This window comes from Aeromonas eucrenophila, assembly GCF_000819865.1.
Classification (GTDB): Bacteria; Pseudomonadota; Gammaproteobacteria; order Enterobacterales; family Aeromonadaceae; genus Aeromonas; species Aeromonas eucrenophila.
Genome location: NZ_CDDF01000017.1, coordinates 94395 through 109664 on the forward strand (window position 1 = coordinate 94395; position 15270 = coordinate 109664).

14 protein-coding genes are annotated in these 15270 nt (G+C 62.0%); 11 read left to right on the plus strand and 3 right to left on the minus strand.

The genetic code is table 11. From position 1 onward, the window contains the following. Positions 1-68: 68 nt before the first annotated feature. The 6 genes from BN1124_RS17480 to frdD all read left to right on the plus strand — a co-directional run bounded on the left by BN1124_RS17480 (position 69) and on the right by frdD (position 6590). A complete protein-coding gene (locus BN1124_RS17480; protein ID WP_042643991.1) occupies positions 69-746 on the plus strand; it encodes a glycerophosphodiester phosphodiesterase in 678 nt (225 codons plus the stop codon). 156 nt (positions 747-902) lie between these two features. Beyond that, on the plus strand, positions 903-2780 hold the full coding sequence (locus BN1124_RS17485; RefSeq protein WP_042643993.1) for a methyl-accepting chemotaxis protein: 1878 nt from the start codon (positions 903-905) through the stop codon (positions 2778-2780). Positions 2781-3295: 515 nt separating this feature from the next. Beyond that, positions 3296-5080, plus strand: a complete 1785-nt coding sequence (gene frdA / locus BN1124_RS17490) for a fumarate reductase (quinol) flavoprotein subunit (RefSeq protein ID WP_042643995.1) — start codon at positions 3296-3298, stop codon at positions 5078-5080. Continuing rightward, a complete protein-coding gene (locus BN1124_RS17495) occupies positions 5073-5807 on the plus strand; it encodes a succinate dehydrogenase/fumarate reductase iron-sulfur subunit (protein WP_033130991.1) in 735 nt (244 codons plus the stop codon). Before frdA ends, BN1124_RS17495 begins: the two co-directional genes overlap by 8 nt. 16 nt (positions 5808-5823) lie before the next feature. Further along, positions 5824-6222 (plus strand): fumarate reductase subunit C, encoded by a 399-nt coding sequence (locus BN1124_RS17500; protein WP_042643997.1) that lies wholly within the window; start codon positions 5824-5826, stop codon positions 6220-6222. Positions 6223-6233: 11 nt separating this feature from the next. Next, positions 6234-6590 carry a fumarate reductase subunit FrdD gene (frdD, locus tag BN1124_RS17505; RefSeq protein ID WP_025326128.1) on the plus strand — a complete coding sequence of 119 codons (357 nt, stop codon included), beginning with the start codon at positions 6234-6236 and terminating at the stop codon, positions 6588-6590. A 106-nt stretch (positions 6591-6696) separates the two neighbouring features. Here the strand turns inward: frdD and BN1124_RS17510 are convergent, their stop codons facing one another. Continuing rightward, positions 6697-7914 (minus strand): winged helix-turn-helix domain-containing protein, encoded by a 1218-nt coding sequence (locus BN1124_RS17510; RefSeq protein WP_042643998.1) that lies wholly within the window; start codon positions 7912-7914, stop codon positions 6697-6699. A 66-nt stretch (positions 7915-7980) separates the two neighbouring features. Then, the gene (locus tag BN1124_RS17515) at positions 7981-8622 is read right to left on the minus strand and encodes a class I SAM-dependent methyltransferase (RefSeq protein WP_042643999.1); all 642 of its coding nucleotides are present in this window, start codon (positions 8620-8622) and stop codon (positions 7981-7983) included. Between the two features lie 239 nt (positions 8623-8861). Here BN1124_RS17515 and BN1124_RS17520 point away from each other — a divergent pair, with 239 nt between their 5' ends. The 3 genes from BN1124_RS17520 (at position 8862) to BN1124_RS17530 (ending at position 11938) form a co-directional block, all read left to right on the plus strand. Next, complete coding sequence (locus BN1124_RS17520) at positions 8862-9680, plus strand: SDR family oxidoreductase (RefSeq protein ID WP_042644001.1); 819 nt, start codon at positions 8862-8864, stop codon at positions 9678-9680. 87 nt (positions 9681-9767) lie between these two features. Continuing rightward, on the plus strand, positions 9768-10484 hold the full coding sequence (locus BN1124_RS17525) for a response regulator (protein ID WP_042644002.1): 717 nt from the start codon (positions 9768-9770) through the stop codon (positions 10482-10484). After that, the gene (locus BN1124_RS17530) at positions 10481-11938 is read left to right on the plus strand and encodes an ATP-binding protein (protein WP_042644004.1); all 1458 of its coding nucleotides are present in this window, start codon (positions 10481-10483) and stop codon (positions 11936-11938) included. The genes BN1124_RS17525 and BN1124_RS17530 overlap by 4 nt, the downstream gene beginning before the upstream one ends. A 57-nt stretch (positions 11939-11995) precedes the next feature. On the opposite strand, the gene rloA3 is transcribed toward BN1124_RS17530, so the two are convergent. Continuing rightward, entirely contained in the window at positions 11996-12484 is a 489-nt protein-coding gene (gene rloA3, locus BN1124_RS17535) for a retropepsin-like aspartic peptidase RloA3 (protein ID WP_042644006.1), read from the minus strand. A gap of 432 nt (positions 12485-12916) precedes the next feature. Between rloA3 and BN1124_RS17540 the strand changes: the two genes are divergently transcribed. After that, positions 12917-13960, plus strand: coding sequence for a GMP reductase (locus BN1124_RS17540; RefSeq protein ID WP_042644008.1), 1044 nt, complete (start codon positions 12917-12919; stop codon positions 13958-13960). A 99-nt stretch (positions 13961-14059) separates the two neighbouring features. After that, positions 14060-15247, plus strand: coding sequence for an elongation factor P maturation arginine rhamnosyltransferase EarP (earP, locus tag BN1124_RS17545; RefSeq protein ID WP_042644010.1), 1188 nt, complete (start codon positions 14060-14062; stop codon positions 15245-15247). Positions 15248-15270 lie beyond the last annotated feature (23 nt).

The following is a 15270-nucleotide window of genomic DNA, read 5'->3' on the forward strand; positions in this document are numbered from 1 at the left end:
CGGGGCTGGTAGGGTGCAACAAGCGCAGCGCAGCGCCGTGCACCAACATCAACAACAGGAGCCATACAATGCAGATCATTGCCCATCGCGGGGCCAGCGGGCTGGCGCCGGAGAACACCCTCAAGGCGATGGCGCTGGCCATCGAACTCGGGGCCAGCGCCATCGAGCTCGACGTGCAGCAGGCCGATGGCGAGTTGTGGGTATTCCACGACAGGCGTCTGGAACGCTGCACCGATGGCCACGGGGTGCTCGCCCAGCAGTCCGCCGCCTATCTGGCAACGCTGGATGCGGGCGAAGGGGAGCGGATCCCGACCCTATGGCAGGTGATGAGCCTGATTGCGGGGCGCTGCGAGCTGCACATCGAGCTCAAGGGCCCTCATACCGCCGAGGCGGTGGCGACCCTGACCCGGCGGGCCGAGTCTGAGCTTGGCTTCACCCCCGCTCAGTGGGTCATCTCCTCCTTCCATCATCCGGAGCTGGCGCGTTTCGCCCGGTTGCGACCCGAGCTGCGCCTCGGCGCCCTGACCGCCAACCTGCCGCTGCAACATGCCCGCTTTGCCGAGCAACTGGGGGCTTGGTCTCTCAATTGCGATGTGGATTTTGTCGACGCCGAGCTGGTGGCGGATGCCCACCGGCGAGGGTTGAGAGTCCTGGTCTACACCGTCGATGAGGTGAGTGACCGAGACACACTCGCAGCCATGGGTGTCGATGGTATCTTTACCAACCGCCCAGATCGATTCAGCTGAGTATTGACGCGCCCTGGCGGGCCATAGGAAGGTGAAAAAAACGGAAAAATAAGTGCGCATCGGGATACATAAAGTGCAATCCAGGCCGATACAAAATAGGCCAATAACAATAACAAACACCGCAGATCTCAGACTGACGCTCACAAGGATGTAACTATGAATCTATCCATCAAGAACAAGCTGGTCCTCGCCATCGGGGCCATCATTTTGGTTATTACGGGCTTGCAAGTCTGGTACAACACCACCCAGCTGCGCAGTGAAACCCAGCGGCTGATCTGGAGCTTCATCGACGACAGCTCGGCCTCCAACGTCAAAGGCATCTCCCGCTGGCTGGATGCCCGCATCAACCTGGTCACCGCCACCAAGGAGGCCTTCGCCAAGGAAGATGAACCCATCAGCCACCTCGCCCAGTCCATGAACGCGGGCAACTTCGATCTGGTCTACGTGGGCACCAAAGAAGGCCGGATGATCCAGAGCAAGCCGACCGACTTGCCGGCAGACTATGATCCCCGCCAACGCCCCTGGTACAAAGACGCCACGGCGGCGGGCAAATCGATCGTCACCTCCCCCTATGCCGACGCTGGCACCAACCAGCTCATCATCACCATCGCCGAGCCCTTCACCCGCGGCAACACCCAGGGGGTGATCGCCGGTGACGTCTCCATCGATGGTCTGGTGCGGGACGTGCTGGCCATGAACTCCGAGGGCACCTACGCCATCCTGGTGGACAGCAACGGCACCATCATCGCCCACCCGGACAAGGCGCTGACCCTCAAGCAGGCCACTGCCATCTCCCCCGAGCTGACCGCCGCCAAGGTCAACGAGCTGGCCCATGACAACACCATCTCCGAGATGGAAATCAGCGGCAAGGCGAGCGTGTTCGATCTCACCGAGATCCCCAACACCAACTGGTACTTCGGCATCGTGGTGGACGAGGCCGTGGCCTATCAGTCCGTCTCCCGCATGGTCACCTCCGCCCTGCTGCAGGGACTGCTGACCATCCTCATCGTCGCGGGCTTCTCCTACGTGGCCATCAACGGCTCCCTGGCACCGCTCAAGACCCTGGGTGAGGCCATCGCGGATCTCTCCCGCGGCAACGGCGATCTGACCCGCCGCATCAAGATCGAGCGTGAAGACGAGGTCGGCACCGTCGCCAAGCACGTCAACACCTTCATCGAGCGCATCCACGTGATGGTGCAGGACATCTCCAACTCCTCGGGGCAGCTCAATCAGCAGGCCAGGTCGTCCCACGACATGGCGGAAAAATCCAACCAGGGGCTGGCGCGCCAGCAGAACGAGATCTCCCAGATTGCAACTGCGGTGCACGAGATGTCCGCCACTGCGGTGGAGGTGGCAAGCAACGCCGAGCAGACCGCCGAGGCGGCCCGCAGCAGCTCCAGCAGCTGTGAACACGGCAAGCAGGTGATCGCCCGCAACCAGCGCTCCATCACGGATCTGGCGACCCAGGTCAAGCAGGCCTCCGGCATCATCCAGGAGCTGGAGAAGAACGCGCAGGAGATTAATACCATCCTCTCCACCATCCAGGGCATCGCCGAGCAGACCAACCTGCTGGCGCTGAACGCCGCCATCGAGGCCGCCCGGGCCGGTGAACAGGGCCGTGGTTTCGCGGTGGTGGCCGACGAGGTACGGGTGCTGTCCCAGCGCACTCACAGCTCCACCGTCGAGATCCGCAGCATGATCGAAACCCTGCAACGCAACACCCAGGGCGCCGTCAGCACCATGCACGAGGGCCAGCTGCTGGCGCAGAACAGCGTGGAGGATGCGAACGATGCCACTCAGGCACTGGAGCAGATCACCACCTCCATCAACCAGATCTCCGACATGGCGACCCAGATCTCCAGCGCCGCCGAGGAGCAACGGGCGGTGACCGACGAGGTCAGCCGCAACATCCAGGCGGTCAAGGACGTCTCCGACGAGCTGGCGGTGGATGCCGACAGTTCCCGCAATCTGTCGGCTCAACTTAAAAATATTTCAGGTGAGCTGAACAATCAGGTCGGCATGTTCCGCATCTGAGACCATTCAAACCAAGGGGCCATCCAGGCCCCTTTTTTTCGTAAAAACCCTTTTGTTTCAGTAGTTATTACCAGATGACCACCCCGGTCATTTTTGTGACGGTCCTCTCCATTCAGGTCACATACAGCCTGCCTGCGCGTTACCTCAGCTATATTCGCATTACTTTTTTGAAGTCTTGTCTGGCACAAAAAGCGTGAGAATAATTATTATTAAATATTTTTGATAAAAAACTTAAAAACTTTAGGGGTAATACCTAAAAAGAGAGGCATTTCTCATTTTTTTGAAAGAAAACTACATATAATCTTGGGGTTAAAATAACCATAGCAATGATTACGGCTGATCCGGATGACTGATGGATGGCGATAATGACGGCGTTTTTATCCAAGGAATGGGGTGGTTACAGTAAAAACCACCATTGCCACGCACTAAAACAAACCAGTTTGACTTGCATCAAGCCTGAATTTTTTTAATCGAGCAAAATCGTGCCCAGCAAATCTATCCCTAAGGAGGCAGATGTGGATATTATCAAGACCGATGTCGCCATCATCGGTGCCGGTGGTGGTGGCCTGCGTGCCGCTATCGCCATAGCAGAGGCCCACCCTGATCTGGAGATCGCCCTGATCTCCAAGGTTTACCCTATGCGCAGCCACACAGTGGCCGCAGAAGGTGGCGCCGCCGGCGTCGTCCGTGATGATGACTCCCTCGAAAACCACTTCAACGACACCGTATCCGGTGGCGACTGGTTGTGTGAACAAGACGTCGTGGACTACTTCGTCAACAACGCCACCAAGGAGATGGTTCAGCTGGAGCACTGGGGTTGCCCCTGGAGCCGTAAGCCGGATGGCAAGGCCAACGTACGCGCCTTCGGCGGGATGAAGATCCCCCGCACCTGGTTCGCGGCCGACAAGTCCGGTTTCCACATCCTGCACACCCTGTTCCAGACCTCCATCAAGTACCCGAGCATCAAGCGCTTCGACGAGCACTTCTGCATGGACTTGATCGTGGAAGATGGCCGCGTGCAAGGGGTGCTGACCTTCGACATCCAGAACGGCATCACCCGCTTCATCCAGGCCAAGTCCGTCATTCTGGCCACCGGTGGCGCCGGTCGCGTGTATCGCTACAACACCAACGGTGGCATCGTCACCGGTGACGGCATGGCGCTGGCCTACCGCCACGGCGTGCCCCTGCGCGACATGGAATTCGTCCAGTATCACCCGACCGGTCTGCCGGGCACCGGCATCCTGATGACCGAAGGTTGTCGTGGTGAGGGTGGCATCCTGCTCAACAAGGATGGCTACCGCTACCTGCAAGACTACGGCTTGGGCCCGGAAACCCCGGTCGGCCAGCCGAAGAACAAACACATGGAGCTGGGTCCCCGCGACCGCCTCTCCCAGGCATTCTGGCAAGAGCAGCAGAAAGGCCGCGTGATCCAGGGCCCCATGGGCGACGTGGTTCACCTCGACCTGCGCCACCTCGGCGAGAAATATCTGAAAGAGCGTCTGCCCTTCATCTGCGAGCTGGCCAAGGCCTACGTGGGTGTGGATCCGGTCAAGGAGCCGATCCCGGTCCGTCCGACCGCCCACTACACCATGGGTGGCATCGAGACCAACGGCCAGTGCGCCACTCGCATGCCGGGTCTGTATGCCCTCGGCGAGTGTGCCTCCGTCGGTCTGCACGGTGCGAACCGTCTGGGCTCCAACTCCCTGTCCGAGATAGTGGTATTCGGCAAGGTAGCGGGCGAGCATGCCGGTGAATTCGCCAAGACCCAGGCCCACGGCGACACCGCCGCCCTGGCCGCCAAGGCCGAGGCCTTGATCAAGCAGCACCTCTCCTTGCTCGACATCGACGGCACCGAAAACCCGGCCGATATCCGCAACGAGCTGGGCATGTCCATGGAAGCCGGGGTCGGTATCTACCGTACCGAAGAGCTGATGCAGGGCACCATCGACAAGATCAACGAGCTGAAAGCCCGTTACAAGAAGGTCAAGATCAACGACAAGTCCTCCGTCTTCAACACCGATCTGCTGTACGCCATCGAGCTGGGCTACATGCTGGACGTGGCCGAAGCCATGGCGCACTCCGCCATCAACCGCAAAGAGTCTCGTGGTTCCCACCAGCGTCTGGACGGTTACGAGGATCGCGACGACGTGAACTTCCTCAAGCACACCCTCTCCTTCTACAACCAGGAAGGCGTCCCGACCATCGATTACTCCGATGTGAAGATCACTAAATCCCAACCGGCAAAACGTGTGTACGGTTCCGAGGGTGAGAAACAAGACGAGGCTAAGAAGAATGGCTGAGATGATCGAAATTGAGATCCTGCGCTACCGACCGGAGCAGGACAACGAGCCCTGGATGCAGACCTTCCAGGTTCCTTACCTGAAAGAGATGTCCCTGCTGGACGCGCTGCAGTACATCAAGGATCAGCTGGACTCCACCCTGAGCTTCCGCTGGTCCTGCCGGATGGCGATCTGCGGCTCCTGCGGCATGATGGTCAACGGCATTCCGAAGCTGGGCTGCAAGACCTTCCTGCGGGACTACCTGCCGGGCAAGATGAAGATCGAGCCGCTCAACAACTTCCCGATCGAACGCGATCTGGTGGTCGACATGTCCGACTTCATCGAGAAGCTGGAGAGCATCAAGCCCTACATCATCCCGTCTGAGCCGCGCAACCTGTGCGATGGCGAGTACATCCAGACCCCGGCTGACATGGCGAAGTATCACCAGTTCTCCATGTGCATCAACTGTGGTCTGTGCTACGCCGCCTGCCCGCAGTACGGCATCAACAAGAAGTTCACCGGTCCTGCGGCACTGGCACTGGCCTATCGCTACAACGCCGACAACCGCGATGGCGCGTCCAAGGAGCGGATGAAGATCCTCAGCCAGGACGAAGGCGTCTGGGGCTGTACCTTCGTGGGCTACTGTTCCGACGTCTGTCCGAAGGGCGTGGATCCGGCCGCCGCCATCCAGCTTGGCAAGGTCGAGAGCGCCAAGGACTACATGATCGCCATGTTCAAGCCGGATTGAGACCAGGAGTGAGACCATGAACAACACCAATAGCAAACGTAAGCCCTACGTGCGCGAAATGAAGAAAGACTGGTGGCTGAAGAACGCCTTCTATACCGGTTACATGATCCGCGAAGGCACCAGTATCTTCGTCTCCATCTACGCCGTGGTGCTGATGTGGGGGCTGATGCGCCTGGTCCAGGGTCAGGAAGCGTTCAACGGCTGGCTGGAATCCCTGCAGAGCCCGGTAGCCATCCTGTTCCACGTCATCGCACTGGCAGCCTGCCTGTTCCACGCCAAGACCTGGTTCGCCCTGGCGCCCAAGGCCATGCGCATCTTCCGCGGTGAAGACCTGGTGCCGGAGAAGCCGATTGTCATCGCCCAGTACGTGGCACTGGCGGTGGTATCCCTGCTGATCCTGATCATCGTGGCTTGAGGAGATAAATGATGAGACGTTCTGACGAACCCATTTACTGGGGACTCTTTGGTGCCGGTGGCATGGTGGTTGCCATGTTGCTGCCGGTGATTGTCCTCATTACCGGTCTGCTGGTGCCCATGGGCATCATGGACGTGGAAACCATGAGCTACGAGCGCGTGCTCGCCTTCGCCAGCTCCTGGTGGGGTGCCTGCATCCTGCTGGTGATCATCGCCCTGCCCATCTGGCACGGCATGCACCGGATCTACCACGGCCTGCATGACCTGGGGATCCACACCACCAAGCTGCACCACTATGTGTTCTATGGCTTCGCCTTCCTGGTGTCTGCCATCACGGTCGGCCTGCTGATGGTGCTGGTACTCCAGTAACAAGCGTTGCCAGACTGACATGCCAAACCGGGCGCCTTCACCAAGGCGCCCGGTTTTTATTTGTCTGCATTATTTGTCTGTCATGAGTTGGCTATGACCCTGCCCGCTAGGGCGCTTTGGACCAGAGCGCCAGCAAGGGGGCTGGGATGGCGCCATATTGCAGGGTCGGGGTCTGATGCCAATCCGCCAGCCGCTGCAGCGCTTTGGCCAGATCCTGCGCCAGGATATGGGTCACCCTGACCCCCGCCTCCAGATAGAGGCTCTTTATCTCGAAGAGCCCCTGCTGGCGATGGGCCTTGGCATCGAGCCGGCCCACCAGCTTGCCGCGGTGCAGCAGGGGCAACACGAAGTAACCGTATTGCCGCTTGGGGGCCGGGGTGTAGCACTCGATGCGGTAGTCAAAGTCGAACAGCTCCTTGGCCCGTTTGCGATCCCACACCAGGGGATCGAAGGGGGACAGCACGGCGGTGTGGGTCGCCTTGAGGGAACCCGCCTGTGCCTGCGCCAGTTCATCGGCCAGGGAGGCGTGCACGAAGGCGCCGTGCTGCCAGCCCTCGACCCGCACCGGCAGCAGTTCCCCCTCGTCCGCCAGCTGATGCAGCAGGGCATCGTACTTGCCACGGCGCAGGCGATAGTAGTCCGCCACCCAACCGGTCTTGACCAGCCCGAGCGCCCGGCAGCTGGCCCGCACCATGTCCCGCTGCGCTTGCTCCGGGCTCGGCAAGTCCCGACCGTCGTCCCAGTCCGGGCGCACCCGCTCGGCGAGATCGTAGACGCGTTGGAAGTTACGCCGCTCGCGCACCATCAACTGGCCGGCGGTGAACAACACCTCCAGGTGGCGCTTCTCGGGTTTCCAGTCCCACCAGCCATTGCCCTTTTCACCCTTGCGCTCGAAGTCGGCGGCGCGCACCGGGCCGTGCTGGCGGATCCGCTCGATGATCTCGCCTATCTCCTGCTGATGAGTCGCGAGCCAGTGGGCCGAGAACTTCCAGCCCATGGCGGCGGGATCCAGCATGCGATGGCGCAGCAGCCGGTAATCCTCCCGGGGGACGAAGCAGGCCTCGTGGGCCCAGTATTCGAAGAGGTCGCCCCCTGCCAGCAATTGCTCAAGCCAGGCGGGCTCGTACTGGCCGAGGCGGCTGAACAGCACCAGATAGGGGCTGCGCGCCACCACCGAGATGGTGTCTATCTGCAGCAGCGCCATGCGCTGAATGCAGGCCAGCACGTCGGCCGGCCGCGCCTTGCGCCTGGGAGGCGTCAGCAGCCCCTGGGCCGCGAGTTGCAGGTGACGGGCGTCTTGCAGGGAGAGATGAGGGATCGACATGGCAAACCACTCCTTGGTTGCGGGTCATCAGCATGCCCAAGTCAGCGGCAAATGGAAACGGCCACGTCAGGATTTGGTGAAGACCACCACATCCTGATGGGGGAACTCGACTGCTGCCTGCCAACGGGCCCCCAGGGCGCGAAAGGACGCCTCGGCGAAGAACACGATGTGCGTCGGATCGTGGCGATAGCGCCAGCTCTTGAAGCGCTCGTCCCCGAGCACTCGCTGGGTCTGCAACACCAGCAGGCCGCCAGGTTTGAGGCAGGCCCAGAGGCGGTCCAGGGCATCTTTGGGGTCGGCGATATGCTCGATCACCTCGGTGCTGGTGATGAAGTCGTATTGCCGGTCGAGCAGTTCCGGCTCGTCGGCGTAGAACTTGTCGTAACCCGCCATCCGGTAACCCGCCTCTCGCCCCATGGCGATGAGCGCAGGGCCGGGGCCACAGCCAAAATCGAGGCCGCTGGCCGGGGGGGGCACCCGGGCGAGCACCTCCCCGAAGGCGCGCATCAGGAAACGGCGATAACCGGGATCGTCCACCCTGTTGTCGTGATCGTCATAGACCGCCTTCTCCGCCCAGGCGTCCAGGTGATCCGCCGCGTCCAGCCAGACCAGCTCGCAGCCGAGGCAGCGATGGTAATGCTTGCCGGCAACGGGCAGAGGATAACTCTGGGGATGATCGCAGAGTGGGCAGCAGGGGGAGGAAGCCATAAGGAGTCTCGCATTGAACGAATGCCCGGCAGGGTGCCTTCCCCCTCGGTCGCTGGCAAGGAATTTTGGCGCCCTCTGACCGGCCGGTTGCGATGGGCGGAGATCCCTTCCTTAAGGCTTCCTTAAGCCTCATCCCTTATTCTTGCGAGTAACAGGTGCGGGTCGGCGGTCCTCATGGCCCAAGGCCCAGGCCAGATTGCGCCTCCCCTCGGTCTGCTCTTAGCGATGGACATCTCATCATGAAACTGCAAGGAAAACGCGTGCTGCTCACCGGTGCCAGCGGCGGGATAGGCGAAGCATTGGCCCAGGAGCTCGCGGCGCAGGGGGCGCACTTGCTGTTGCAGGGCCGCAGGGCTGCAGTACTGGAGCGACTGCGCAGGGATCTGACTCAGCCCGAGCGGCATCAGATAGTGATCGCCGACCTCTGCTCGGCGTCCGAGCGGGCCAGCCTGCTGCAACACCCCATGCTGGATGAAGGGCTGGACGTGCTGATCAACAACGCCGCCACCAACCAGTTCGCCTGGTTGGAAGATCAGAGCGCGGAGCAGGTCGAGCGCCAGCTGCGCCTCAACATCGAGGCCCCCATCCAGCTCACCCGGGCCCTGCTACCGAGGCTGCGCAAACCCGCCGTCATCATGAACGTGGGGGCCAATCTGGGGGCCGTCGGCCACCCCGGTTACAGCGTCTATTGCGCCAGCAAATTCGCCCTGCACGGTTTCAGCGAGGCCCTCGCCCGTGAGCTGGAAGGCTCGGGCATCAGGGTGCTCCACTTCGCCCCGCGCACCACCCGCACCCGGCTGGACTCCGAGGCCGCCTACGCCATGAACGTGGCCCTCGGCACCCCCATCGACAGCCCCTATGTGGTGGCCGAGCAAGCTGTCATCGCCTTGTGCAGCGGAACCCGCCGCAGCTGGCTCGGCTGGCCCCAGGCGATGATGGTGCGCCTCAACGCCCTCTGCCCCTGGCTGGTCGACCGGCTGCTGGCCCGTCAGCGAGCGGTCATCGAACGCTATGCCCGCCACGGGCAGTCCGGCATCACAAGCCACAACGCCAAGTGATGAGTGCCATCCTGCTTCCTCGATGATGTAAACTGGAGCCGCCGACCTGTCCGATGGCGGCGATTTGATGGATGGAGAACGACAAAGATGCGGATCCTGTTGGTAGAGGATGATGTGATGTTGGGGGATGGCATGCAGGATGCCCTTCGCCACAGCGGTTACACCGTGGACTGGTTGCAACAGGGCTTGCCGGCCCTCACCGCACTCAAGAGTAACGAATTTGCCGCCATGATCCTGGATCTCAACCTGCCGGACATCGATGGCATCAGCCTGCTGCGCAAGCTGCGCCGGGAGGGACACCAACTGCCCGTGCTGATCCTCACCGCCCGCGATGCCCTCGACGATAGAGTGGTCGGGCTGGATGCGGGCTCCGATGACTACATGGTCAAACCCTTCGCCCTGCAGGAGCTCAATGCCCGCCTGCGCGCCCTGGTACGCCGCAGCAAAGGCCAGGCCCAGGCCAGCCTGGAATACGGGGATATCCTGATCCACCCCGACGCCCAGCAGGTCACCTATCGCGGTGACGCGGTCAAACTCACCCCCCACGAATACAAGCTGCTGCAGGAGCTGGTGAGCCAATGCGGCCGGGTGCTGAGCAAGGAGCAGTTGCAGCAGAGCCTCTATGGCTGGGATGAGGGGGCCGAGAGCAACGCGGTGGAGGTACACATCCATCACCTGCGCAAGAAGTTCTACTCCGAGCTCATCCGCAACATCCGCGGAGTGGGCTACATAGTGCCGCAGCTCGAGTCGCAGACTGACTCGCCACGCAATGCCCCAGGCACAGAGGGATCGCCCCGCTCATGACCCGCGTCCGCTCCATTCGCCGTTTCCTGCTCGCCGGGATACTGGCCCTGGTCAGCGTCAGCCTGGCCGTCAGCGGCTTCATCGGCTATCTCGAGGCGAACCACGAGATGGAAGAGCTGTTCGATGCCCGCCTCGCCCAGTCCGCTCGCATCACCAACCAGCTGTTGATGGGCTACATGGCGCAACATCAACGCCTGCCGGCAGGTGGCACCATCTATGAGGAGTGGGAGCAGAGCGCCCCCGAGCAGTACCATGAGGAGCCCGGCCTCAATCTGCTGGCCCGGGATCGGGAGTTCACCCCCTACGGTCACGAGTTCGAACGCAATCTCTACTTCCAGCTGCTCGACGAGCGGGGTGCCATACTGCTGCGCTCCCCGAGCGCGCCGGCCCAGCCGCTGACCACCCTGGAGCGCGGCTTCAACAGCGAGACCACCGATCATCACGAATGGCGCACCTTCACCCTCTACAACGAGGATGAGCGCACCTGGCTCATCGTCGCGGAGCGGGACGACGAGCGCGGCGAGCTGGCCAGCAGCATGGCCACCCTGACCATGCTGCCGCTGTTCATCACCCTGCCCTTCCTGCTCGGCCTGCTGTGGTGGCTGGTCTCGGCCGGCCTGTCCCCGTTGCGCCAGGTCGCCCAGGCCATCAGTGAACGCCATCCCGCCAACCTGAGCCCGCTCACCCTGAGCCTCAAGGCCGAGGAGCTGACACCCATCGTCAACGAGATCAACCGGCTGATGCACACCCTGGCCGACACCATAGAGCGGGAGAAGCAATTTACCAACGAGGCGGCCCACGAGCTGCGCACCCCGCTGGCGGTGCTGCGCATTCACAGCGAGAACGTGATGGCGGCCGAGGACGATGCCACTCGGGAGCAGGCGCTGCGCAAGATGCTGCTGGCCCTCGATCGCAGCGATCGGCTGATCCGTCAGTTGCTGACTCAGGCCCGCATCGACAACCAGCAGACACCGGCCCTGAATCGGCTGGATCTGAGCCAGTTGCTGCAAGGAACCCTGGCCACCCTGGCGCCGCTCGCCCTCAAGAAGGAGCAACAGCTCTCGCTGGAGGGGGAGGAGCACCTGCAGGTGATGGGGCAAGCCGTGCTGATGGACCTGATGTTTGGCAATCTCATCGACAATGCCCTGCGCTACACCCCGGCCGGGGGCGAGATTGCGGTGGTGATCGCCGCAGAGGGGAACAGGGTCAGGGTGGATATCAGGGACAGTGGCCCCGGCATTCCCACCGCGGCGCTGTCACGTCTGTGCGAACGCTTCTATCGGGTCAATCCCCAGCAGGGGGATGGTGTGGGGCTCGGCATGGCCATAGTGCGGCGCATCGCCGAGTTGCACGGCGCGGATCTGGACGTACACAACCGCCCACACGGTGGATTGGAGGTCAGCATCTGGCTGCCCATTCCCCACCACATAGAGGCGTCCCCCGCCCATCCCTGAATGTAAAAACGGCCCCCGGTGGGCCGTTTTTGTATCAGGCAAGCTGGCGGCTCGCCGCTAATCGCAGTTCGGTTGCACGGTAAAGGTACGGCTGGAGTCCACCGGCCCCAGCTCGGCCAAGAGGCGACGCCCCAACAGCACCGGATAGTTCATGTCGCTGCGATCCCGCAGGGTGAACCACTCCTTGTACACCTTGTCACCGAGGCAGATGGACATGGTCACCGTGGGTCGCTGCTCCATGCCACCGGCACCGCGCACCGTCACGCTGCGCTCCACCGGCCGCTCCAGGGTCTGCGTCACCTCCTTGTCCGTGTTGGCATCGGTCAGCACCAGGGTGAAGCGCACCCAGGGTTTGCCATCACGTTTGAAGTGCTGCAAGGATCGCGCGTCCAGAGACGAGGTGAGGGCACCGGTATCGAGCTTCATCTTCACCGCCACCCCCTTCGCCGACGTCGCATCCGGCATGATCAATCCCTTCTCGATCCAGCCGTAGACGGTCGGGGCGGCCCAGATGCCGGGGGACAGGCAGAGGCTGGTCAGCAGCAACCAGCGAAATTTATGTGATCCGGACACGTTGTCTTCCTCATCGAGGCGGACCGGCAATGGCCCGCTCTGCCAGAGTGGGCAGCGCCATGACGACTGTCAACTGGCAAAACCCGCGAAGGGGATAAAGTCGGAAATCCGGCTGGGGCGCAGGCTCGCGGCGCGACAGCGTCTGGCCAGGAGGGCGTTGAGGGGGAAATAAGGCGAGGGGCAGGTGGCACCAGAGAGGTGCTGGATGACCCCCACTGCCACGCTCAGGTTGTGACGCCAAAGGCTAACACAAGGCTTCGTGAATTATCAGTCTTGTTCTGACGGGATTTTTCCCTAGACTGTTGTAAACCGGAGGCCTTGAAAACCTGCGGTTTTTTTGTGCCTGCCGAAAATTTGCCCACTGCAAAAGTGACGTATCAAACAAGGCTCAATAAGGAATTCGCAATGCGTATCGAAGAAGACTTGAAGCTCGGTTTCAAGGATGTCCTGTTCCGCCCCAAGCGCTCTACTCTCAAGAGCCGTTCCCAAGTCAGCCTGACCCGTCAGTTCACCTTCAAGCACACCCAGACCCAGTGGCAGGGGGTGCCCGTCATCGCCGCCAACATGGACACGGTCGGCAGCTTCGCCATGGCCAGAACCCTGGCCGGCTTCGAGATGATGACGGCGGTACACAAGCACTACAGCCTCGCGCAGTGGCAAACCTTCGTGAACGACACCGATCCGGCCCTGCTCGGCCATGTGATGGTATCGACCGGCACATCCGAAGAGGACTTCACCAAGACTCGCCAGATCCTCGCCATGTCAGAGGCCCTGCGCTTCATCTGCGTGGACGTGGCCAACGGCTACTCCCAGCACTTCGTCGAGTTCCTGCGCCGGATCCGCGAGGCCTGCCCGAACCACGTCATCCTGGCGGGCAACGTGGTCACCGGCGAGATGGTGGAGGAGCTGATCCTCTCCGGCGCCGACATCGTCAAGGTCGGCATAGGCCCGGGCTCTGTCTGCACCACCCGGGTCAAGACAGGGGTCGGCTACCCGCAGCTCTCCGCCATCATCGAATGTGCCGATGCGGCCCACGGCCTCGGTGGCCAGATCGTCGGTGACGGCGGCTGCACCTGCCCGGGTGACGTGGCGAAAGCCTTCGGCGGCGGCGCCGACTTCGTGATGCTGGGGGGCATGCTGGCAGCCCACGAGGAGTGTGGCGGCGAAGTGGTGGACGTGGACGGCTCCCCCTTCATGAAGTTCTACGGCATGAGTTCGTCCAGCGCCATGGACAAGCACGCCGGTGGCATCGCCGACTACCGCGCCTCCGAGGGCAAAACAGTGCTGCTGCCCTATCGCGGCCCGGTGGAAAATACCGTGCGCGACATCCTCGGCGGCGTGCGCTCCACCTGCACCTATGTGGGCGCGAGCCAGCTGAAAGAGCTGACCAAACGCACCACCTTTATCCGGGTGCGTGAGCAGGAAAACAACGTCTACGGCAAGGAGTAAGTTCCTCTTCGGCCCAATGCCGACCGTTAGAAGCCTGTCAGCCGGTGTGCTACCCTGCCCACCGGTTTTTTTATCTCCTTTTTATATAGGTGCCCACCCATGGCGACCCCTGCGCCTCTTTCTCTGCCCCCGTTTGACTGGGATATCTTCTGCTGCGTCGTGGACAACTTCGGTGACATCGGTGTCACCTGGCGGCTGGCCAGCCAGTTGCGGCGGGAGGGTCGTGGTCAGGTCCGGCTCTGGGTGGACGATCTGGCGAGCTTCGCCCGCATCTGCCCGGGACTGGATCCCGCGCGGGATGGTCAGTGGCAGCAGGGCATCTACATCCAGCGCTGGCAGGGCGACATTGCGTCCGAGACGGTCCCGGCCCGGGTCGTCATCGAAGCCTTCGCCTGCGAGCTGCCCGCCCTTTTCGTGCAGGCCATGACCGAGCAGAGCCCGCCCCCTTGCTGGATCAATCTGGAATACCTCAGTGCCGAGGCCTGGGTCGAGGATTGTCACGGCCTCGCCTCCCCCCAGCGGGTGGGCAACCGGAGCCTCAATAAATACTTCTTCTTCCCTGGCTTCACCGCCAAAACCGGCGGCTTGCTGTGCGAACAGGGGCTGATCACGGCGCGGGAGCAGTGGCAGCAAGACGAGGCGGGGCTTGCCGCCTACTGGGCCGGCCTGGGGTTGCCGCCCAAGGGGGAAGACGAGCTGAGGATCAGCCTCTTTACCTACGAGAGCCCGGCGCTCATCAGTCTGGTACAGAGCTGGTGCCAGGGCCCCACCCCGGTCACCCTGCTGCTGCCGCTGGGCCGTTCGCTCCGCGATGTGTTGACCGGGGCCGGACTGGCAAACGCCATCCCCACCGCTCAGGCCGGGGATCTGCTGCACTCGGGCCATCTCACCATCAAGCTGCTGCCGATGACAGATCAGGCCGGCTACGATCGGCTGCTGTGGAGCTGCGATCTCAATCTGGTGCGCGGCGAAGACTCCTTCGTGCGGGCCCAGTGGGCGGCCAGTCCCTTCCTGTGGCACATCTACCCCCAGGACGATCAGGCCCACATCGCCAAGCTCGATGACTTCCTCAACCACTATCTGGCGGCGTTGCCAACCGATGTTGCCCACTGGTTGCGCGCCTTCAACCTGGCCCTCAATCATGGGCAAGATGTGCGCGAACTCTGGGCCCAATGGCCGCAATTCGCCACTATTTGGCAACAACATGCGCGAAGCTGGTCACAGAAGTTGCTTGTCGATGGGGATCTCGTCACTCGGCTGGTGAAATTTTTAGAAAGCCGTATATAATCTGGCAGTTTTTATCTGCCCGT

Coding starts and splice junctions, on each gene's coding strand:
- BN1124_RS17530 (WP_042644004.1), top strand. CDS start 10,481: ATGACCCGCGTCCGCTCCATTCGCCGTTTCCTGCTCGCCGGGATACTG.
- BN1124_RS17510 (WP_042643998.1), bottom strand. CDS start 7,914: ATGTCGATCCCTCATCTCTCCCTGCAAGACGCCCGTCACCTGCAACTC.
- BN1124_RS17540 (WP_042644008.1), top strand. CDS start 12,917: ATGCGTATCGAAGAAGACTTGAAGCTCGGTTTCAAGGATGTCCTGTTC.
- earP (WP_042644010.1), top strand. CDS start 14,060: ATGGCGACCCCTGCGCCTCTTTCTCTGCCCCCGTTTGACTGGGATATC.
- BN1124_RS17495 (WP_033130991.1), top strand. CDS start 5,073: ATGGCTGAGATGATCGAAATTGAGATCCTGCGCTACCGACCGGAGCAG.
- BN1124_RS17485 (WP_042643993.1), top strand. CDS start 903: ATGAATCTATCCATCAAGAACAAGCTGGTCCTCGCCATCGGGGCCATC.
- BN1124_RS17500 (WP_042643997.1), top strand. CDS start 5,824: ATGAACAACACCAATAGCAAACGTAAGCCCTACGTGCGCGAAATGAAG.
- BN1124_RS17520 (WP_042644001.1), top strand. CDS start 8,862: ATGAAACTGCAAGGAAAACGCGTGCTGCTCACCGGTGCCAGCGGCGGG.
- BN1124_RS17515 (WP_042643999.1), bottom strand. CDS start 8,622: ATGGCTTCCTCCCCCTGCTGCCCACTCTGCGATCATCCCCAGAGTTAT.
- BN1124_RS17525 (WP_042644002.1), top strand. CDS start 9,768: ATGCGGATCCTGTTGGTAGAGGATGATGTGATGTTGGGGGATGGCATG.
- frdD (WP_025326128.1), top strand. CDS start 6,234: ATGAGACGTTCTGACGAACCCATTTACTGGGGACTCTTTGGTGCCGGT.
- BN1124_RS17480 (WP_042643991.1), top strand. CDS start 69: ATGCAGATCATTGCCCATCGCGGGGCCAGCGGGCTGGCGCCGGAGAAC.